General features: G+C 73.6%; 19 protein-coding genes. 5 read left to right on the top strand and 14 right to left on the bottom strand.

All coding sequences use genetic code 11. The features are described 5' to 3' along the window. Nucleotides 1-246: 246 nt before the first annotated feature. From ABEE00_RS28785 to ABEE00_RS28795, 3 genes are all read right to left on the bottom strand, one after another. Nucleotides 247-831: a hypothetical protein gene (locus ABEE00_RS28785; RefSeq protein WP_345748642.1), complete on the bottom strand. Its 585-nt coding sequence runs from the start codon at nucleotides 829-831 to the stop codon at nucleotides 247-249. Between the two features lie 160 nt (nucleotides 832-991). Further along, a complete protein-coding gene (locus tag ABEE00_RS28790) occupies nucleotides 992-1,636 on the bottom strand; it encodes an alpha-ketoglutarate-dependent dioxygenase AlkB (RefSeq protein WP_345748643.1) in 645 nt (214 codons plus the stop codon). A 37-nt stretch (nucleotides 1,637-1,673) separates the two neighbouring features. Next, a complete protein-coding gene (locus ABEE00_RS28795) occupies nucleotides 1,674-2,957 on the bottom strand; it encodes an MFS transporter (protein ID WP_345748644.1) in 1,284 nt (427 codons plus the stop codon). A gap of 59 nt (nucleotides 2,958-3,016) precedes the next feature. On the opposite strand from ABEE00_RS28795, the gene ABEE00_RS28800 reads away from it, so the two are divergent. After that, nucleotides 3,017-4,015, top strand: coding sequence for an ArsR/SmtB family transcription factor (locus ABEE00_RS28800; protein WP_345748645.1), 999 nt, complete (start codon nucleotides 3,017-3,019; stop codon nucleotides 4,013-4,015). A 210-nt stretch (nucleotides 4,016-4,225) separates the two neighbouring features. On the opposite strand, the gene ABEE00_RS28805 is transcribed toward ABEE00_RS28800, so the two are convergent. From ABEE00_RS28805 to ABEE00_RS28815, 3 genes are all read right to left on the bottom strand, one after another. Next, entirely contained in the window at nucleotides 4,226-5,149 is a 924-nt protein-coding gene (locus ABEE00_RS28805) for a TIGR03564 family F420-dependent LLM class oxidoreductase (RefSeq protein ID WP_345748646.1), read from the bottom strand. 121 nt (nucleotides 5,150-5,270) lie between these two features. Continuing rightward, on the bottom strand, nucleotides 5,271-6,014 hold the full coding sequence (locus tag ABEE00_RS28810; RefSeq protein WP_345748647.1) for an SAM-dependent methyltransferase: 744 nt from the start codon (nucleotides 6,012-6,014) through the stop codon (nucleotides 5,271-5,273). Then, on the bottom strand, nucleotides 6,011-6,853 hold the full coding sequence (locus ABEE00_RS28815; protein ID WP_345748648.1) for a DUF5753 domain-containing protein: 843 nt from the start codon (nucleotides 6,851-6,853) through the stop codon (nucleotides 6,011-6,013). Before ABEE00_RS28815 ends, ABEE00_RS28810 begins: the two co-directional genes overlap by 4 nt. Nucleotides 6,854-6,991: 138 nt before the next feature. Here ABEE00_RS28815 and ABEE00_RS28820 point away from each other — a divergent pair, with 138 nt between their 5' ends. After that, complete coding sequence (locus ABEE00_RS28820) at nucleotides 6,992-7,438, top strand: ATP-binding protein (protein WP_345748649.1); 447 nt, start codon at nucleotides 6,992-6,994, stop codon at nucleotides 7,436-7,438. 100 nt (nucleotides 7,439-7,538) lie between these two features. On the opposite strand, the gene ABEE00_RS28825 is transcribed toward ABEE00_RS28820, so the two are convergent. Together ABEE00_RS28825 and ABEE00_RS28830 are read right to left on the bottom strand one after the other, a co-directional pair. Further along, nucleotides 7,539-8,195 (bottom strand): response regulator transcription factor, encoded by a 657-nt coding sequence (locus ABEE00_RS28825; protein WP_345748650.1) that lies wholly within the window; start codon nucleotides 8,193-8,195, stop codon nucleotides 7,539-7,541. After that, nucleotides 8,188-9,423: a sensor histidine kinase gene (locus ABEE00_RS28830; protein ID WP_345748651.1), complete on the bottom strand. Its 1,236-nt coding sequence runs from the start codon at nucleotides 9,421-9,423 to the stop codon at nucleotides 8,188-8,190. Before ABEE00_RS28830 ends, ABEE00_RS28825 begins: the two co-directional genes overlap by 8 nt. A 171-nt stretch (nucleotides 9,424-9,594) precedes the next feature. Between ABEE00_RS28830 and ABEE00_RS28835 the strand changes: the two genes are divergently transcribed. Both ABEE00_RS28835 and ABEE00_RS28840 read left to right on the top strand, forming a co-directional pair. Then, a complete protein-coding gene (locus ABEE00_RS28835) occupies nucleotides 9,595-10,698 on the top strand; it encodes an ABC transporter permease (protein ID WP_345748652.1) in 1,104 nt (367 codons plus the stop codon). After that, a complete protein-coding gene (locus ABEE00_RS28840; protein WP_345748653.1) occupies nucleotides 10,695-11,378 on the top strand; it encodes an ABC transporter ATP-binding protein in 684 nt (227 codons plus the stop codon). Before ABEE00_RS28835 ends, ABEE00_RS28840 begins: the two co-directional genes overlap by 4 nt. Nucleotides 11,379-11,407: 29 nt before the next feature. On the opposite strand, the gene ABEE00_RS28845 is transcribed toward ABEE00_RS28840, so the two are convergent. From ABEE00_RS28845 to speB, 3 genes are all read right to left on the bottom strand, one after another. Continuing rightward, nucleotides 11,408-11,614, bottom strand: coding sequence for a hypothetical protein (locus tag ABEE00_RS28845; RefSeq protein WP_345748654.1), 207 nt, complete (start codon nucleotides 11,612-11,614; stop codon nucleotides 11,408-11,410). Beyond that, a complete protein-coding gene (locus ABEE00_RS28850; protein WP_345748655.1) occupies nucleotides 11,611-11,955 on the bottom strand; it encodes a hypothetical protein in 345 nt (114 codons plus the stop codon). The genes ABEE00_RS28845 and ABEE00_RS28850 overlap by 4 nt, the downstream gene beginning before the upstream one ends. 79 nt (nucleotides 11,956-12,034) lie before the next feature. After that, nucleotides 12,035-13,270: an agmatinase gene (speB, locus tag ABEE00_RS28855; protein WP_345748656.1), complete on the bottom strand. Its 1,236-nt coding sequence runs from the start codon at nucleotides 13,268-13,270 to the stop codon at nucleotides 12,035-12,037. A 179-nt stretch (nucleotides 13,271-13,449) separates the two neighbouring features. Here speB and ABEE00_RS28860 point away from each other — a divergent pair, with 179 nt between their 5' ends. Further along, nucleotides 13,450-13,659 (top strand): hypothetical protein, encoded by a 210-nt coding sequence (locus ABEE00_RS28860; RefSeq protein WP_345748657.1) that lies wholly within the window; start codon nucleotides 13,450-13,452, stop codon nucleotides 13,657-13,659. 60 nt (nucleotides 13,660-13,719) lie between these two features. On the opposite strand, the gene ABEE00_RS28865 is transcribed toward ABEE00_RS28860, so the two are convergent. From ABEE00_RS28865 to ABEE00_RS28875, 3 genes are all read right to left on the bottom strand, one after another. Further along, nucleotides 13,720-14,496 (bottom strand): NPP1 family protein, encoded by a 777-nt coding sequence (locus ABEE00_RS28865; RefSeq protein WP_345748658.1) that lies wholly within the window; start codon nucleotides 14,494-14,496, stop codon nucleotides 13,720-13,722. Nucleotides 14,497-14,658: 162 nt separating this feature from the next. Then, nucleotides 14,659-15,918 carry a cytochrome P450 family protein gene (locus tag ABEE00_RS28870; RefSeq protein ID WP_345748659.1) on the bottom strand — a complete coding sequence of 420 codons (1,260 nt, stop codon included), beginning with the start codon at nucleotides 15,916-15,918 and terminating at the stop codon, nucleotides 14,659-14,661. A 181-nt stretch (nucleotides 15,919-16,099) separates the two neighbouring features. Next, nucleotides 16,100-18,226 carry a SpoIIE family protein phosphatase gene (locus tag ABEE00_RS28875; RefSeq protein WP_345748660.1) on the bottom strand — a complete coding sequence of 709 codons (2,127 nt, stop codon included), beginning with the start codon at nucleotides 18,224-18,226 and terminating at the stop codon, nucleotides 16,100-16,102. Nucleotides 18,227-18,370 lie beyond the last annotated feature (144 nt).

The following is an 18,370-nucleotide window of genomic DNA, read 5'->3' on the forward strand; positions in this document are numbered from 1 at the left end:
TACCGCGCGTGGGCGCGGCCGACACGCAGGTCAGCGCGACCGTACGCGGATCAGTGCCGCGGTGTGCTGGTCAGCGCGCGGGGCGACACGCGGCGCTGGCGAGGCGCCCGTAGTCCACGTGGCGCCGGGCGACGAGAAGGGCCATGACTCCAGCCCACCACAGGAAAGCGCCGGTGGGGGCGTGATCGGCGCGGGCTTCACGGAGCCGCAATGCGGTGTACGCATACGGCGCGGGCACTGCGCGCTCTACTGGGGCTGGAGGCTCAGCAGCACGGTGGTGTGCGCCGCGTCCATGGCCGAGGCGACCCACTCCAACTCGGCGCGCAGTGCGGGGCTTTGGCCCACCGGCAGTGCGCGGAGGGCGGCGCGTGCGGAGGAGCGCGCCGCGGCGGCGAAGGTGAGCAGCAGCTTGCCGGGGCGGCGCGCCGCGAGGGCCCGTTCCAATCCCAGGAGGCGGAGGCCGAGCAGGTCGTGGTCGAGGAACGCGGCGCCCAGCTCCTCGGGCCGCGCGGGGGAGAGCCGCCGCCGCGCCTGCACCGTGAGGTCGAGCAGCGTCATGCCGGAGAACGGGTGCTCTTCGCCCTCGCCGCGGCCCGCGCCGGGCGGCAGCAGGACGGGGCCGTAGGGGTCCGGTGCCGGAGCGGCGTACGGGAACGGCGTGCGGTGCGAGCGTGCCGTGCGACCCGGCAGGCCCGGCGGAGCCGGCAGGTCCGGCAGTCTTCGCAGGGCCGGTTCGCCGCCGGCGCATACGGCGGCCAGGGCGTGCAGCGACTCGGCCTCTGCCCGGTGCAGCAGGGCCTCGAGCTGCCGGTCGGAGAACTCCGCGTGCACCGCACCCCTCCTTCGTCGCGTTCACGGACAACGTCGGCCACTCTACACCACGGCTATACATGCGATGTATAGATGCACATACGGGCTCGTGGGTGAGGGGAGTGGTGTCAACACCCGTAAAACCGGCACCAGTTGGGCGGTGTGCGCCGGGCGGGCCGTCTCAGCTCACCCCGCGCGGCCGGAACTGGATGCTGATGCGCGGGCCGACGGCCCGGCCCGACTTGGGGACCGCGTGCTCCCACGTCCGCTGGCACGAGCCGCCCATGACGAGCAGGTCGCCGTGTCCCAGGGGCAGCCGCATCGCCGCCGGGCCGCCGCCGCGGGGGCGCAGCGCGAGATCGCGCGGGGTGCCGACGGAGAGGATGGCGACCATGGTGTCCTCGCGCGAGGAGCGGCCGTTCCGGTCCCCGTGCCAGGCGACGCTGTCCCGGCCGTCGCGGTAGAGGCAGAGCCCGGCGGTGGTGAACGGTTCGCCGAGCTCGTCGGCGTAGTGGGCGCCGAGTGCGCTCCTGGCCTCCTCCAGCACGGGGTGCGGCAGCGCGTCCCGTTCCCGGTAGAAGGCGAGCAGCCGGGGCACGTCCACTTCGCGCTCGTACATCTGCCGCCGCTCGGCGCGCCACGGTACGGACGCGTACAGCTCCTCGGCGAGGGCGTCGGCGCCGCGCAGCCAGCCGGGGAGCAGGTCCACCCACGCGCCGGCGCCGAGCACGGTCCGCCGCACGCCGCTGAGCGGCGCGAGGCGGATGTCCTCGTCCTGGTCGAACAGCGAGCCCTGGAGCGGTGAGCCCTGGAGTGGTGCGGCCATGCGGCCACTCTAACCCCAGAAGCGAACGCGTGTGCGATTACGTCCCGCGTGGCGCCGTGAGCACCCGCCAGAGGCAGACGACGGCGAGCAGGGACGCCGCGCCTGCCGCGCCGACGACCAGGCCCGGCGCCACGGCCTCGCCCAGTGCGCCGGCGCCGGCCGCGAACAGCCCCTGCAAGGTCATGGTCCCGGTCAACTGCAGCCCGAACGCCTGACCCCGGTGCGCCTCCGGCACCGCGTGCAGGAAGCGGCGGGCCAGCCCGAGCTGGTACGCGACCCCGAACCCTGACGCGGCGAGCAGCAGTGCCGCGACGACGGGCCCCGGCGCGAACGCGAAGCCGAGCAGCGGCGCGCCGAGCAGCAGCGCCAGCGGCGCGGCCAGCCGCTCCCTCCGTTCAGGGGGCGCCAGCCGTCCGACCGCGAGGTCGCCGGTCAGCATGCCGAGCGCCACGGCGGTGAACAGCAGCCCGGCCGCGTCCGGCATGCCGGCCCGTGCGGCGTACGGGACGAGCACGCCCTCGGCACCGACGATGAGCGCGGGCGGCAGCCACTGCGCCAGCAGCAGCGAACGGATCGCCGGCCGGCGCAGCAGCTCCCGATTGACACGCCAGGTCTCCCGCACGCCGTGACTCCCGACGGCCGCGCGCCCGTGCTCCTCGGCCGCCCGGCGACTGAGCCGTCCGCCCGCCCCGCGCCCCGGGCGCCCGACCAGCCGCAGCCGCAGCAGCGCGGCGGACAGGAGGCAGCTCGCTGCGGTGATCCAGAGCGTGCCGTGCGGGCCGAGCGCGGCGATCAGCGTCCCGCCCATCGCGAAGCCGAGCACCTGGGTGCCGCCGGAGGTCATGGAGAACACGGCGCGGCCGAGCACGTAGCGGTCGCCGTCGAGCAGTTCGGGCAGCAGCGCGCTGCGCGCTCCCGAGGCGACGGCGCTGGGGATGCCCGTCACGAACACCAGCAACAGCGTCGCGGTGGGGGAGAGCAGCCCCGCGGCGAGCACCGCGGCGACCGCCGCGCGCACCAGGTCGTAGCCCACCATGACGGCGCGCGGCGGCCACCGGTCGGCGTACGCGAGCAGCAGCGTGCCGCCGAGCGCGTACGGGAGGAAGCCGGCGACGTACGAGAGCGCGGCCACCAGGGGCGAGCCGGTGCCGGCGTAGACGGTCACCGAGAGCGCGAGCATCTTCACCGTCTCGCCGGCGAGGAAGAGCGCGTAGCCGGTGAACAGCACCCGGAACTGGCGTACAGCGAACACCTCGCGGTAGGTGGCGCGCGCCGGTGCCGCCGGAGGTCCGGACCGGTCTTCCGTCTGAGGGGTCGTCATGCCGGACAGCTTCGGGGCGGCGCGCGCGGCGGCGTTAACCTTTCGCGCGGAGGCGAAAGATGCTTGCCATCGAGGTGGGTCCCGTCGACGTGGCGCACACGCGCTACGCGATCTCGCCGCTGGGCGAGGCGATGAACGCGCTGCGCGTCGCGTCGGGCAAACAGCCCGCGGGAGCGCTGCGCCCCTGGGCGGACCGCATCGCGCCGCGCTACGAACGGCTGCTGCGCGAGACGCCCGCGGTCGAGGCGCTGACGGCGCTGTTCCGCCACGGCGGCTACAACGCCGACTTCGTCCACCCGCCGCCCTCGGGCCCCGACGCCGACTTCGCCGGCGAGCTCGCCGCGGTGCGCGCCACCCCGCCGCACCAGGTCCGCGCGGAGATCGCCCGCAACCTGGCCGGGATGCGTACGCCGCCGCGCCGCGTCCAGCGCATCCTGGACGCTCCCGACGTGCGCACCCGCCTCGCGGACGCGGTCGAGGCGACCTGGTACGCGCTGGTCGGGCCCGACTGGCCGCGGCTGCGTACAGTGCTGGAGCGCGATCTGGTGCACCGTGCCGGGCACCTCGCCATGTACGGCTGGGCCGCGGCGCTCTCCGACCTCGACCCGCGGGTGGCCTGGCGCTCCGAGGGGGCCGAGGGCGTGATCGAGGTGCGCACCGGTTCCCGGACCGTGTGGGAGCGGCACCAACTGGGCGGCAGGGGGCTCCTGTTGATGCCGACCGTCTTCGGCACGCTCATCAGCTACGTCGATCCGCCCTGGCCGTACGCCCTGGTGTATCCGGCGCGCGGCGTCGCCGCCCTGCTCGGACCGCCGCCCGCGCAGGGCGGTGCGGCGGCGCTGGCGCGGCTGGTCGGCCCGGCTCGCGCCCAGGTGCTGCGGGCGCTCGCGGTACCGGCGACGACCACGCAGCTCGTCCGCCAACTGGGGCTCAGCCTGGGCGCGGTGGGCGGCCACTTGGCGGTGCTGCGCGCATCTGGTCTGGTCACGGGGACGCGTACAGGCCGGTCCGTACGCTACGAACGCACCGCCCTGGGCGAGACCCTGGCCGGGGACTGAGCGCGGGCCACGCGCGGGGCACACCATTTGTTTCGTGCTACACGTAAACGCGTCATGGGCGCATGCATAAGCGGGTTGTGGATTCCCCCGCCCCTCGGGGCGCGAGCCCGTTCCGGCAGCCGAAGGCCGTGTGGGCGGTCGCCTTCGCCTGCGTCATCTCCTTCCGGCCTCACGCCGTCCGCGCCCCGGCCCCGCGCCGTCGGCGAGCGGTCAGCCCGCGAGCTCGCCCAGCAGCTCCCACGTGCGGAGCCTGTCCGCTTCGCCGGCCGCGTGGGTGTAGGTGAAGACGATCTCGGTCGCTCCGGCGTCGCGGTAGCGGCGCACCTCTTCGGTGATCTGCTTTTCGTCGCCGACCACCGCCAGGTCGGCCGAGCGGGTGCCGCCTGACTGCTCGACGGAGCGGGCGTACGAGGGGATCTGGTCGTAGAAGGCGAGGTCCCGGGCGAAGCTCTCCCTGGCCTCCTCGACCTTGTCGGTGACCACGCCGGGTACGAGCGCGACGACCCGCGGCGCGGGACGGCCCGCCGCCTCGGCCGCCGCCGTCAGGGCCGGGACGATGTGCTGCTCCAGCGCCTTCGGGCCTGCGAGGTTGGGCAGGATGCCGTCGGCCAGTTCGCCGCTGGCCCGCAGCGCCTGCGGCCCCATCGCCGCGACCAGCAGCGGAACGCCGTCCTCCGCGCCCGGCACCCGCGCGGAGACCGGCGTGGTCGCGGTCAGCAGCTCGCCGTGGAAGTCGGCCTCCCCCGTGGTGGTCAACTGCCGCAGGGCGATGAGGAATTCGCGCAGCCTCCCGATGGGCCGCTCGAAGGGGATGCCGTACCCGGTCTCGGCCAGCAGCCGGGTGCCGACCGCCAGGCCGAGGTGGTAGCGGCCGTGCGTGGCCGCCTGCGCGGTCAGCGCCTGGCTCGAGACGGTCAGCGGATGCCGCCCGAACACCGGGATCGCCGAGGTGCCGACCTGGATGCCCGGTACCTCGCGGCCGACCAGCGCCGCGAGTTGGGGCGAGTCGGCGCCGAAGGTCTGCCCGAACCACACCGAGCCGATCCCCGCTGCCGCCGCCTCCTCGGCCTGCCGCACGGAGGCGTCGACCTGGTTGACGGGATCGTTCGCGTTGAGTGCCACTCCTAGCGTCATGTGAGACGCCAACCGCCCCGCACCGGCCGCGATTCCCGCGCTGTGTTGCGGGCGTACGACGGTCGCGTTGCGGGGCGGGGGCGTTGCCGGGCGAGGCGCCCACTGACGGGGCGGAGGACGGTCAGGTGCGGATGATCAGGCCGTGCTGCTCGGTGAGCTGACCGTCGTGGTCGGGCAGCGCGTGCAGCGGCCAGACGACCTCCTGGCCCTCGACGATCGCGTCGAAGTCCTCGCGCCTGCGGGCCGTGTACGGCTGGGTGCCGCTGGCCGCGTAGTCCTCGTTCGCGGTGTCGATCGTCCCGTCGGTGGAGAGCGTGTCGCACAGCGCGAGATAGCTGCCCGAGGACAGCGCGCCGAGGTAGTCGCGCACCAGCGCCGGGGCCTTCTGCGCGGGCACATGGCCGAGCGTGGACATCCACAGCACGCCCACCGGCTTGGACAGGTCGAGGGTCTGGCCCGCCTGCTCCAGCACCTGTTCGCGCTGGTAGAAGTCCAGGTCCAGGTAGGCGGTGCGGCCCTCGGGGCGGCTGGTCAGCAGGGCGCGCTCGTGGGCCAGCACGATCGGGTCGTTGTCCACGTACACCACCCGCGCGGTGGGCTGTATCTCCTGCGCGATCTCATGGGTGTTGCCGCTCGCGAGCGGCAGTCCGGCGCCCAGGTCGATGAACTGCTCCACGCCGCGCTCCAGCAGGAACTCGATCGACGCCTGCTGGAACTGCCGCGAGGCGCGCGCCAGTCCGTACAGACCCGGATACGAGTGCTCCATCTCCTCCGCGAGCGCCCGGTCGACCGGGTAGTTGGACTTGCCGCCGAGGAGGACGTTCCAGAATCCGGCGCTGGAGGGTGTCTGGGGCTGGAGGCTCATTCAGGGCTCCCGGGAAGTGGCGTGGTGGGTGTTTCGGCATGGGCCGCGGCGGTGTCCATGGCGGCCGTGTGCGTCAGCACGGTATCCGCGCTGTCGGTCACGGTCTGCTCGGTCAGCCCCCGCAGTACCAGATGGTCGGGGATGCGCGGGTGCGGATGCCGGTAGATCTCCACGGGGCCGCACAGCATCAGCGGGTGCGGGCTGGCCTTCGCGGAGATCCACTGGAGCGTGACCCCGTCGTGCTGCGGCCCCGCCGCGTACCGCTCCAGCAGGGCGCGCTGCTCGGCCATGATCTCCTTGCCGCCCACGGGGCGGTGCAGCGCCGCCTCCTCCAGCAGTACCCACAGGTGCCCCGAGCGATGCCGCTGCCGCTCCTGGAGCAGCTCTATGCGCTGCTCGATCTCCTCGGCGCCGGCGTGCGGGTGGCGCATGGCCAGCAGGCAGCGCGCGTAGCCCGGGGCGCGCAGCGGCTCGGGGATGACGGCGGGGGCGTAGACGCGGATCAGCTCGGCCTCGGTCTCCAGGTCCATCAGGCCGTTCATGTCGGAGGGGATCAGGTGCCGGTAGGGGTGCCACCAGCCCGGTTCCAGCGCGCGGTCGAGCTGCTCCTGCAGCGCGTCGCGCTCCCACTCGCCGACGTCGTAGAGGCTCATCAGCAGCGCGACGGTCGCCCGCTTGGGGACGGTCTGCGCCCGCTCCATCCGGGAGATCGTCATGGTGTGCACGTGCAGCGCCTCCGCTGCGGCCGCGATCGACATCCCGGCCGCCTCGCGGCTCTCGCGCAGGGCCTGCGCGACCAGCCGGAGCGCGGCTGTGGGCCCGCTGCGGGGTCGGCTCATGCCCTGCCCTCCCGGTATTGCCGTACTCAGCATCCCCCAGCACAGCGCACCTGTGTGCGGTATCGCACTGTGTTGGGTTGCATAGTGTGCCAGGTGCGTGAAGAAATGGATGCATTGCACTCGTAGAGGACGAGGCCCATGCGCAGTGACATCCCCGTGAGTACGCCCGCTGACATAGCCCTGGTACGCGCCCGCGTCCGGCAGATGGTGCCGGAGGGGCTGCGCGATGACGCCGCACTCATCGCCAGCGAGCTGGCCACCAACGCTCTGCGCTGGGCCGACACCGCGATGTGCGGGATCGCCGTGACGCCGGACGGCGAGGTGACCCTCACGCTCGAGGACACCTCATCCCGGCAGCTCCACCCCGGGCCCTTCGACGTTCCCGGGGTCGACGCGGAGTCCGGGCGCGGCCTGTTCCTGGTGGAGGCCGTCGCCAGGGAGTGGGGCTGCGACGCCCACGACGGCGGCAAGCTGGTGTGGGCGACCCTCGCCCCCTGCGAGCCGGACGCCCCTGGCCCGATCCCCGAGCAGGACTGGGCCCGTCCGCGCCTGGCGGGCGCGGCCAACGGGTCCGAGCTGCCCTGACGGCTCCGGGCTACTCCGACGGCTCCGAGCTGCCCTGACGCCGCCGAGCTCCGCTGAGCGGAACGCGCTGGTCAGACCCCGTGTGAGGGGGAGACGCTGGTCAGGGCCCCCGCGTGCCTCCCGCCCTGCGGATGAGCCCCAGCGTCGTGGCCGTGGCCACCGCAGCGGTGCGCGATTCCACGTCCAGCTTGGCGTAGATGCGGGCCAGGTGTGATTTCACGGTGCCCTCGGTCAGATGCAGGCGCTGCCCGATGCGCTGGTTGGACAACCCGTCGGCCACCAGCATCAGCACCTCCGTCTCGCGGCGGGTCAGCGCGGTGTGCGGGGCCCGCATGCGGTGCATGAGGCGGTCGGCGACGGCGGGCGCCAGGGTCGTGCGCCCGGCGGCCGCGGTGCGCACGGCGGCGGCGAGATCCTCGGGCGGCGCGTCCTTGAGCAGATAGCCGGTCGCCCCGGCCTCGATGGCCGGAACGGTGTCAGCGTCGCTGTCGTACGTGGTCACCACCAGCACCCGCGGCGCTCCGGGCCGCGCGGTGATGGCCGCGGTGGCCTGCGCGCCGTTCATGCCCGCGCCGAACTGGAGGTCCATGAGCACCACGTCCACCCCGCCCTCGGCGGCGCGCGCCACGGCCTCCTCGGCGGTGGCGGCCTCGGCGACCACGGTCAGGTCGGGCTCCGTCTCCAGCACGGCGCGCAGCCCGGCCCGCACCACGGGGTGATCGTCGGCGAGCAGCAGCCGCAGGGGCGCGTCAGTCACGGTCCGCCTCCGAAACCCGCTGGTCAGGGCGTACGTCCAAGGGAAGCCGGGCGGCCAGAGCCGTCCCCTCGCCCGGCGCCGACTCCACCGCGAACGTGCCCCCGAGCGCCTGCATCCTCGCCCGCATCGCGGCCAGCCCGAAGCCCGTACGAGGGCTGCCCGAGCCGGAGCCGGCGCCGGGCCCAGTGGGCTGCTGTTCCTCGGGGACCCCCCGCCCGTCGTCGGTGATGTCCACGGCCACGTGGTCCCCGAGATAGCTGAGCGTGACCTCGGCGCTGGTCGCTCCGGCGTGCTGCACCGTGTTGGCCAGCGCCGACTGCGCGATGCGCAGCAGGGCGACCTCGTACGAGGTGGGCAGCGGCACCGGCGTGCCGGTCTCGTGGAAGCGCGCCGTCAGCGGATGGCGCGCCGAGGTGGTCGCGCACAGCCGCTCCAGCGCGCCGGCGAGGCTCGTGTCCTCCAGGGCCGGCGGCGCGAGCGCGGCGACGAAGCGGCGCGCCTCGGCGAGGTTGTCGACGGCGGCTTGCCGGGCCTGGCCGACGTGTGTGAGCGCGGCGTCGGTGCGCTCGGGCAGGGCGCGTTCGGCGGCGCGCAGCAGCAGTTGGATGCTGGAGAGCCCCTGCGCGAGGGTGTCGTGGATCTCGCGGGCCAGCCGCTCGCGCTCGGCCAGCACGCCCGCCGTGTGCTGGGCCTCGGCCAGGTCGGCGCGGGTGTCCTTCAACTCCTCGATCAGGCGCCTGCGGTGCTCGCTCTCGCGGTACAGCGCCTGGTAGCCCCACACCACGGCGACCGCGACGGCCGCGCCCAGCGCCGGACCGATGGCGACCGCGGGGGTGAGCGCGCCCTGGTGCGCGGCGAACGCGGTGATCGCGGCGAGCGCCGTGGCCACCACGGCGACCAGCCCGCTGCGCCGCGGCAGCAGGTGGAGCTGGAGGAAGTAGAGCGGGAAGGCCGCCCACACCCCGTCGGGGGAGACGGCCAGCAGCGCCAGCCACACCAGCCCGAGCGCCGACAGCCACCAGGCGGAGGCCGCGCGGGAACCCCGTACGGCGGGGAGCAGCGGCCCGGCCGCGTACACCAGGGCCGTCGCGGCGGCCGCCGCGAGCACCCACCCGGCGTGCGGGGCGCCGTCGGCCGCCGCGCGCACGGCGGGCAGCGCGAGCAGGCCGAGCACCAGCAGGTGCAGGCACCAGACCAGGGCCGCGGGGGTGGGGGTCAGCTTGTTCACGATCACCCAAGCCTACGAAGCGGCACCCGGCGCGGCATCAGCCGAAAGTTACAAGCGCGCGGCTCCCTTTCGCCGCGCGAAGTGCCATCCCCGGCGCGATGTCCTAGGCCGGTCCCGGCGGCGACCGTGGAGTCCTTCCGCATCCGGTCGTGAGAAAGGACAGGCCAGGACATGTTCGTCGCCTGGAGGGACGTGCGCTTCGCCAAGGGGCGATTCGCGCTGATGGGGACCGTGATCGTGCTGATCACGCTGCTGGTCGGACTGCTGTCCGGCCTGACCGGCGGGCTCGGGCAGCAGAACATCTCCGCGATCAGCGGCCTGCGCGCGGACCGGATCGCGTTCGCCGCGCCGGGCAAGGGCCAGGACCTCTCGTACGCGGACTCCACCGTCACCCGCGAGCAGTGGCGGGACTGGGCGCGGACGCCGGGCGTGCGCGGCGCCGAGCCGCTGGGCATCTCCACGACGAAGGCCGCGGCGGGGGAGACCAGCACCGGCGTCTCTGCCTTCGGCGTGCGGCCCGGCTCGTCGCTGGCCCCGCACGGCGGTGAGCTCGACGACCGCTCCGCGGTGCTCTCCGCCCCGGCCGCCGAGGACCTCGGCCTGCGTACCGGGGACGACTTCACGCTCGCCGGGCAGCGGCTGACGGTGGCCGCCGTCAGCGGGGACGCCTACTTCAGCCACACGCCGGTCGTCTTCACGAGCCTCGCGACGTGGCAGAAGACGGCGCCGCCCACCGGCGACTCCAAGGGGGCGTCCGACACCGCGACCGTGATCGCCCTCCGTACGGACCCCGGCGTCTCCGGCGCCGGGGTACGGGCAGCGGACGCCGCCGCGGGCACCGAGACCGTGTCCAAGGCGGACTCGCTGTCCGCGATCGGCTCCTACAGCTCGGAGAACGGTTCGCTGCAGACCATGCGCGGCTTCCTGTTCGCCATATCCGCGCTGGTCATCGGCGCCTTCTTCACCGTGTGGACCATCCAGCGCAGCGGCGACGTGGCCGTGCTCAAGGCGCTGGGCGCCTCCACGCCGCACCTGCTCCGCGACGCGCTGGGCCAGGCCGTATTGCTGCTGGGCGGCGGAACCCTGCTGGGCACCGCGCTCGCCGCGGGCATCGGCGCCGCGCTGTCCGGGGGAGCCGTGCCGTTCCTGCTGACGCCCGCGACCGTGCTCGTACCGGCCGCCGTGATGATCGTGCTCGGCGCCGCGGGCGCTGCCCTGTCCATCCGCCGCATCACCTCCGTCGACCCGCTGACCGCCCTGGGGAGCACCCGTTGAGCCTGCGCCTGCGCGACATCACCCTGACCTACCCCGACGGCGACAGCCGTCTGACCGCACTCGACCGCGTCAGCCTGGACGTGCCGGCCGGCAGCCTCACCGCCGTCATCGGGCCCTCGGGCTCCGGCAAGTCCAGCCTGCTCGCCGTCGCCGCGACCCTGATCACCCCAGACTCCGGCACGGTCACCCTGAACGGAACCGACACCACCGGCATGAGCCGCGCCGAGCTGACCGCGCTGCGCCGCCGTACGACCGGCATCGTCTTCCAGCAGCCGAACCTCGTCCCCGCGCTCACCGCGGCCGAACAGCTCCAGGTCATGGCCCACCTGGACGGGCGCTCCCCGGCGAAGGCCCGTCCCCGCGCCCTCGAACTGCTCGATTCCGTCGGCCTCGCCGATCACGCCGGGCGCCGCCCCCACCAGCTCTCCGGCGGGCAGCGCCAGCGCGTGAACATCGCCCGCGCGCTCATGAACGACCCCGGCGTGCTCCTGATCGACGAGCCCACCAGCGCCCTGGACCACGAGCGCGGCGCCGCCGTCCTCGACCTGATCACCCGGCTCACCCACCAGCGCGCGACCGCGACGGTCCTGGTCACCCACGACCGCGCGCATCTGCACGCGGTGGACCGGGTCGCCGAGGTGTACGACGGACGGCTGCGGGTGCCGAGCGCGGCGTCGTAGTCCCGGGGCGTCCGGGGTCCGCGGGGTGGTCAACCGCCGTTGTGCGGCCAGCGCTTGAGCACCTTGCGGGCCTCCCCTTCGCCCTCCTCGGCCAGCTCGACGGTCGCCTCCGGGTTGCTGCCGTGCAGTCCGACCCACTGGGAGTACGTGCGCTCCGCCGGTCCGGGAACGTCCCACTCGCCCACGACCGGCGGGCCGCCGGGGTGGAAGCGGAGGGTGACGCGGTATCGGGTCACGCCGTCTCCTCCGATGGGCTCTCCGGGTCCGGTTTCGGCGCCGGCTCCGGGGCGGGCCCCGCGTCCACCGCGCCGGTCTCCTCGATGTGCTGGATCGCCGAGCGCGCCTGGACGAGGTCGGGGCCGCTGAGGCTCGACCAGTACGCGTGCGAGAACAGGGTGGCGGCGAGCTCCGCCACCCGCGCCTCCAGCTCCCGGGTCAGCGCGGTCTGCTCGCGCCTGGCTTCGCGGGGGAGCGCGGGCAGCGAGCGGTAGTGGACCGAGAGCTCATGGCGGGCCCGGTGCAGCGCGCGCTGCGCGGCGACGAGGTCGTCCGGGAAGGAGAAGGAGGGTTCGCTCACCCGGACAGAATAAATGTTCGATTCCTGGAACGGGCGGCGCCACGCCGGGGAGCGGTCGGAGCGGTCGGAGGGGGGCGGGTCAGAGACCGGCGGCGCGGTCCCGTTCCGCCTCGGCACGTGCGCGGTCCTCCGCGCTCAGCCGCGTACCGAGGTGCCCGTTCTCGACCAGCGTGGCCAGGGTGTCCATGATCACGCGGGCGCCGAGCTGCGAGGTGGTGTCGGCGCTGTCGTACGGGGGCGAGATCTCCACCAGGTCCATGCCGATCAGGCCCTCCTGCGCCGCCATGCGCACGGCCTTCAGCGCCTCGCGCGGCGACATGCCGCCCGGCTCCGGCGTACCGGTGCCCGGCGCGTAACCGGGGTCGACCACGTCGATGTCGAAGGAGAGGTAGACGGCGTCGGCGTCCTTCCAGGCGATCTCCAGCGCGATCTCCATGGCGTGCGCGACGCCCAGCTCCTCGACGTCGAACATCGAGATCACGGTGGTGTCCCGCTCCTCGGCCACCCGCACGCCCGAGTGGTTGCCGATCCAGCCGCCGATGCCGATCTGCACGAGGTTCGCCGGGGGCACGTTGGGCAGGTCCGTGGCGTGCGACCAGTGCGTGGTGTGCATCCGCTCGTCCATGGTCGTGACGGCGGTGTCGATGTGCCGGTCGAAGTGGATGATCCCGAGCCGGCCGTCGATGTGCGCGGCGAGCGCCTTGGCGTCGGGGTAGCCGATGCAGTGGTCGCCGCCGATGATCACGGGGAAGGCGCCGGCGTCGAGGAGGTGCGAGATCCCCCGGTCGACCTGGTCGAAGGTCTTCTCGATGTTGGCGGGGATCACGAAGATGTCGCCCGCGTCGCCGATCGTGATCTCTTCCAGCAGGTCCATGCCGAGGTCAGGGCTGTACTGGTCGTACAGCGCCGAGATCCGCCGCACCGCCTGCGGCCCGAAGCGGGCGCCCGGCCTGTACGTGGTGCCCATGTCGAACGGCGCGCCCACGACCGCGACGTCGTAGCGCCCGATGTCCCGGACGTTCTCCACGTACGGGGACTTCAGGAACGTGTTCATGCCGGCGAACATCGGGTCCTGGCCCCGCGAGAACAGCGAGATGTCGCGGTCGTTGACCGAGGGCGCCGCGGTCAGTCCGAGGTCCAGGCTGCGGTCCGTCAGCTCCCGCCGCTTCACCTCCGGTACGTCCTTGAGCCGCCGCCGCGCCCGCATCCCCGACAGGGCCGCGCGGGTGTGCGCCTGGCCGCCGCTGCGGGCGGCGGGGTTCGGGCGCATCGGATTCCGGTGGTGCCGCTCGTCGAACGGGCCGCTGTGCTCCACGACCAGCCCCTTCCCTCGGGGTGCGTGCTGCCCAGGGTGCGATGGGGGAGGGCGCCGCGCATCCGCGGCCCGCGGCGGGGCCGGAGTAACCCGCCGGAAGTCCGCGGCGTTGCTCCTGGTGGGCAAGGGGCGACCGGCGACGGCACGCGGCGCGGGGCCCCGTTCGACAGGAGAGAAACGTGCGCATCCGCAACATCTTGACCACCCTCGCGACAGCGGCGGCCACCGTCGCAGCCGCCCTGACCGGCGCCTGCGCGGCAGCCGCCGACGACATCCCGACCGTGACGGCCTCCCCCCAGGGCCCGGCCAACACGGTGGCCCACGAAACAGCGGCCCTGACCGACGCGTTCGGTTCCCTGCAGCAGACGGCGGACAACTTGCCGCGGTGAGCGCCTGTTCCACGCGACGGCCCCGCCCACGCTTCCTCGCGTGCGCGGGGCCGTCGTTGTTCATGCCGCCGGGTCGAAGGGGATTCCGTCCGGCTTTGCGTCTGTCAGGTGTTTGGTGAAGGTGTCGTCCTTGATGCCCAGGGTCGCTGAGCCGAAGTCTGCGCTGGTCAGCTTGTCGCGGAGGGTGTCGGGGCAGCCGTCCCAGCCGATGAGGGCGGGGCGTTGCCAGGTGCCCTTGTGGTTCTCGGGGGGCTCGTCGCCGCCGTCGTTCTTGGCGGCGCGGAAGGCGTGGGTGCTGCCGCCGTCCTTGTGGTAGACGACCTTCGGGTGGGAGTCCTCGAAGGGCAGGTCGGACTTCTTGTGCACGTCGAACCCGCCGTGCCGGGACGTGGAGACGTACTCCGCCTTGTCGTCGTGTACCCAGACCACGATGTGCTCCCAGTCGTGGGTGTGCCCGGCGCTGCCCGGGCCGAGCGAGACCTGGTCCTTCTCGAAGTACGAGGCGTAGACGACCGCGCACCAGTCGTTGTTGCACTTGCTGCGGGAGTAGACGTTGACGTTGTCCAGGTCGGAGGCGTCGCGGCAGTTGCCGTTCACGTCGCCGCCGAGCTTGAGGCCGGGGGCGACGGTGCCGTCCGGGCCGATGGCGGGCGTGGCGTAGCAGCCGTCGGTGTCGTAGTCGTAGGAGGGCTCGAACGTGTTCTCCAGGTCGCTCGCCTTCGCGGGCAGCGCCTGCGGCGGGTCGGCGAGGGCGATGCCCGGCAGAGCCAGGACCAGGCCGAACGCCCCTGCCACGACCGCCGGGACTCTTGCCAGGGCGGTGCCTGTGTGTCTCATGCGCGCTCCGATGGTGGTGGGGGGTGGCTGCCGGGCGCACGCGAGGGGTGTGCGTGTGCCCGGCAGCCGCATCGTGAGGCGCCCATTCCACCTGCCGATGTCCCGTCTGTATATGGGTGGTTGAGGGGCGGGGCGGAAGAGGTGGAGAGATGCGGGAGGGGCTCAGCGGCGTACGGGCAGGCTCCGCAGGCCCCGGGAGCGGAACGTGGTCTGCCACTCCAACTCCCCTGCCGGCACCGCGAGATGCAGGGTGGGGAAGCGGCGCAGCAGGGTCTCCACCGCGATGCCTATCTCCATGCGGGCCAGCGGGGCGCCCAGGCAGTAGTGCATGCCCTGGCCCAGCGCGAGATGCGTCGGGTCGCCGCGGTGGATGTCGAAGCGCTCGGGGTCGGCGTGGCGCGCGGGGTCCCGATTGGCGGAGGCGAGGCACAGCAGCACGGTGTCGCCCGCGGGAATCCGTACGCCGCCGAAGTCCACCGGCTCGGTGGGGAAGCGGCGTATCGCGGCGAGGTTGGGGTGGGTGCAGCGCAGCAGCTCCTCCACGGCGCCGGGCAGCAACCCGGGGTCGGCGGCGAGTTCGGCGCGCTGCTCCGGGTGGTCGAGCAGGGTGAGCAGGCCGGAGCCGATGACGTGCTGGACGTTCTCGATCCCGGCGCCGAGGAGGAGGAAGGCGAGCGAGCAGAGCTCGTCCTCGGTGAGCCGGTCCTCCGCGTCGCGCGCGGCGATCAGGTCGGAGAGCAGGTCGTCGCCTGGGGACTGCCTGCGCTCCCGCACCAGATTCCGCAGGAAGCCGTGCATCTGCTGGATCGCCTCGCCGACCTGCGCGGCGCTCTCCATCGCGAGCATGGCGCGCACCCACCCGGCGAAGGGCCGGCGGTCGGCCTCGGGCACGGCGAAGAGGTCGCCGATCACGGTGAGGGGGAGCGGGGTCGCGTACTCCGCCACGAGGTCGACGGACCGCCCCGCGCCCGGCTCACCCCTCTCACCCTGCTCATCCCACTCGGCCCGCCCACCCCGCTCGCTCCGCGCGAACTCCTCGGCCAGCCGGTCGGCCAGGCCCTCCGCGACCTCCTCCGTCCTGGCGCGCAGCTTCTCGGTGTGGCGGGGCGTGAAGCCCTGGGAGACCAGGCGGCGGAGGCGTATGTGGTCCTCGTGGTCGATGTTGAGCAGGTTCGCGTCGAGCGCGGGCGGCAGGGAGAAGCCGCGGTAACCCGTCGCGGAGTGCGCCTTGTTGACCGAGAGCCTGGGGTCCGCCAGGCCCGCGCGCACGTCCTCGTCGCGCATCACGAGCCACACCGGTGAGCCGTCGGGCAGCGCGACGCGGTGCACCGGGGCCTCCTCGCGCAGCCTTCCGTACACCTCGTACGGCGCCGCGGCGAACGCCTCGTCGAAGGGCTGCGCCAACGCATCTGTCCCGGTCATGTGCTGTGCTCCGTCCTCGGCTGCGGTTCCTCAGAACCCTACGCGGAGGCTCTGACAACGCGGCGGCGGCTGCCCACGCGCGGATCCCGACCCTCAACGGGCCCGCGCGGGACGGGAGATGCTGCGCCAACCGAGACGCGGAACGCAGCGAACCGCGACGCGGAAGACAGGAGCACACGGGCTAAGCCCCGGGCAGCTCCACGCCCAACTCGACGCCCAACTCCTGTGCCTCCGCCACCAGCAGCGCGACGTCGTCGTGGTCGTCCGGCTCGCGCAGGGTGTGGAGGAGGTGCTGGCAGGTGGTCTCCAAGGGGCGCTGCGGGCAGTCCAGGGCGTGCAGCAGCGTGTCGAGGCGCTCGTCGATGGAGTGTTGGCGGGTCTCGACCAGGCCGTCGGTGTAGAGGACGAGGCGGTCGCCGGGTACGAAGTCGAAGGCGACGGTGCGGAAGTCCACGCCGCCGACGCCGAGCGGCGCGGCCGGCGGCATCTCCAGGAGCGCGGGCGACCGGCCGCGGCGCAGCAGCACGGGCGGCAGATGGCCCGCGTTGGCGATCCGGCACCGCCCGCCGCGCGGGTCGTACACCGCGTACAGGCCCGTCGCGATGTAGTCGTCCAGGCCGCGGGTGATCCTGTCGAGGTGCCGCAGCACCTCCTCGGGCGGCAGGTCGAGGTCCGCGTACGCGCGGGTGGCGGTGCGCAGCCGCCCCATGGTCGCCGCCGCCGCGATGCCGTTGCCCATCACGTCGCCGACCACCAGCGCGGTCTTGTCCTCGGTGAGCGGGATGACGTCGTACCAGTCCCCGCCGACCTCGCTGGTCGCCTGCGCCGGCTGGTAGAGCGAGGCGACCCGCAGCCCCGTGAGGTGCGGCGGCGGGGAGGGCAGCAGGCTGCGCTGGAGGGTCTCGGCCGCGTTCGAGACGCTCTCGTGCCAGCGCGCGTTGTCGATGGCCACGGCGGCGCGCGCGGCGAGCTCCCCCGCGAGCAGCGCGTCGTCCTCGTCGAAGGGCAGCGCGTTGCCGGAGCGCAGCAGTCCGAAGGCGCCCAGCACCTCGCCGTGCGCGATCAGCGGTACGGCGAGATAGGAGTGCACCCCGGCGCGCGCGAGGGCTCCGGCCGCCTCCGTGTCGCGGGCGATGTGCCGCAGATCGTCCTCGCCGGTATGCGGTACGAGGACAGGGCGGCCCGTACGGACGCACTGGGTGATCAGGCGGTCCGTGCTGTACGCGGCGACCTCGCCCACCGGGTCGACCGCCGAGGTGACCTCCGTGGGGCGCGCGGCGGCCACCGCGAGCGCCCGGAAGATCTCCGGCCCCTCCGCGCGGCGCGGGAAGCGGCGGCAGGCCAGCACCGCGTCCAGCACGTCCACCGTCGTGACGTCCGCCAGACCGGGCACCGCGACCTCCGCCAACTCCCGTGCGGTGCGCCGTACTTCGAGCGTCGTGCCGACCCGTGCGGAGGCGTCGGCTATGAGTGAGAGGCGGCGGCGCGCGCGCTCGGCCTCTGCGGTGGCGCGGTGCCGCTCGGTGACGTCCATGACCGAGTTGGCCACGCCGATGACCTGCCCGCCCGCGCCCTCGATGCGGTAGAAGGAGACCGACCAGGCGTGCTCGTTGTCCGGGTCGGCCTCGGTGCGGCCCACGTGGTGCAGGTCCATCTGCGGCTCACCGGTGGCCAGCACCTCGCGCAGGGTGGCCTCGATCGCGTCGGTGTCGAGGTGGTGCAGCACCTCGTGCGGGCGGCGGCCGAGGTGGTCGGCAGCCGGTACGCCGTTGATCCGCTCCAGCGCGGGGTTGACCATCAGATAGCGCAGCTCGGTGTCGAGCAGCGCGACGCCGATGGGCTCCTGCGAGACGAGGTGCTCGGTGAGCGCCAGCTTGGTCTCCACGCGCTGGAGGGTGGCGCGGTCGGCCGCGATGCCCAGCGCGTAGACGTCGCCGAGGTCGTCCAGCAGCCGCATGTTGCGGAACTCCACCAGCCGCGTGCTGCCGTCCTTGTGCCGTACGGGGAAGGCGCCGGCCCAGCCCCGTTCGCTGGCCATCATCTCGTCGAACAGGCGCCTGACCAGCGCGCGGTGTTCCTCGTGCACGAGCAGCGTTGCCGCGGGGCGGCCCAGCGCCTCCTCGGCGGTGTAACCGAACACGTCGTTGGCCTGCGGGCTCCAGAACACGATCCGCCCGTCCGAGTCCAGCACCACGGCGGACACGCTCAGCAGGTCGAGCAGGCCGCCGGGCGGCACGGGCGGCCCGGGCGGATCAGCGCCCTCCGCCCCGTCCGCTCCCTCCGCTGGAGGCGAACCGTTGTCGACCATCCTCCAGCTCCCTCCGCAGCGGTGCCGAAGGCCCTGCGTACGAGCACGCCCTGTGCCTGACCTGTGCCCTGTCCCGCGTACGACTACGCCGTGCCCCACCATGCTGCGGCACGGGCCGGAGCTCCACGAGTGGGGACGGCGGCG

It is taken from the genome of Streptomyces odontomachicola, from assembly GCF_039605595.1.
Taxonomy (GTDB): Bacteria; Actinomycetota; Actinomycetes; order Streptomycetales; family Streptomycetaceae; genus Streptomyces.

Excerpts from the sequence above, each read along its gene's own strand:
- ABEE00_RS28865 (WP_345748658.1), bottom strand. The coding sequence starts at position 14,496 with ATGAGACACACAGGCACCGCCCTGGCAAGAGTCCCGGCGGTCGTGGCA.
- ABEE00_RS28835 (WP_345748652.1), top strand. The coding sequence starts at position 9,595 with ATGTTCGTCGCCTGGAGGGACGTGCGCTTCGCCAAGGGGCGATTCGCG.
- ABEE00_RS28800 (WP_345748645.1), top strand. The coding sequence starts at position 3,017 with ATGCTTGCCATCGAGGTGGGTCCCGTCGACGTGGCGCACACGCGCTAC.
- ABEE00_RS28870 (WP_345748659.1), bottom strand. The coding sequence starts at position 15,918 with ATGACCGGGACAGATGCGTTGGCGCAGCCCTTCGACGAGGCGTTCGCC.
- ABEE00_RS28805 (WP_345748646.1), bottom strand. The coding sequence starts at position 5,149 with ATGACGCTAGGAGTGGCACTCAACGCGAACGATCCCGTCAACCAGGTC.
- ABEE00_RS28815 (WP_345748648.1), bottom strand. The coding sequence starts at position 6,853 with ATGAGCCGACCCCGCAGCGGGCCCACAGCCGCGCTCCGGCTGGTCGCG.
- ABEE00_RS28795 (WP_345748644.1), bottom strand. The coding sequence starts at position 2,957 with ATGACGACCCCTCAGACGGAAGACCGGTCCGGACCTCCGGCGGCACCG.
- ABEE00_RS28790 (WP_345748643.1), bottom strand. The coding sequence starts at position 1,636 with ATGGCCGCACCACTCCAGGGCTCACCGCTCCAGGGCTCGCTGTTCGAC.
- ABEE00_RS28810 (WP_345748647.1), bottom strand. The coding sequence starts at position 6,014 with ATGAGCCTCCAGCCCCAGACACCCTCCAGCGCCGGATTCTGGAACGTC.
- ABEE00_RS28820 (WP_345748649.1), top strand. The coding sequence starts at position 6,992 with ATGCGCAGTGACATCCCCGTGAGTACGCCCGCTGACATAGCCCTGGTA.
- ABEE00_RS28875 (WP_345748660.1), bottom strand. The coding sequence starts at position 18,226 with ATGGTCGACAACGGTTCGCCTCCAGCGGAGGGAGCGGACGGGGCGGAG.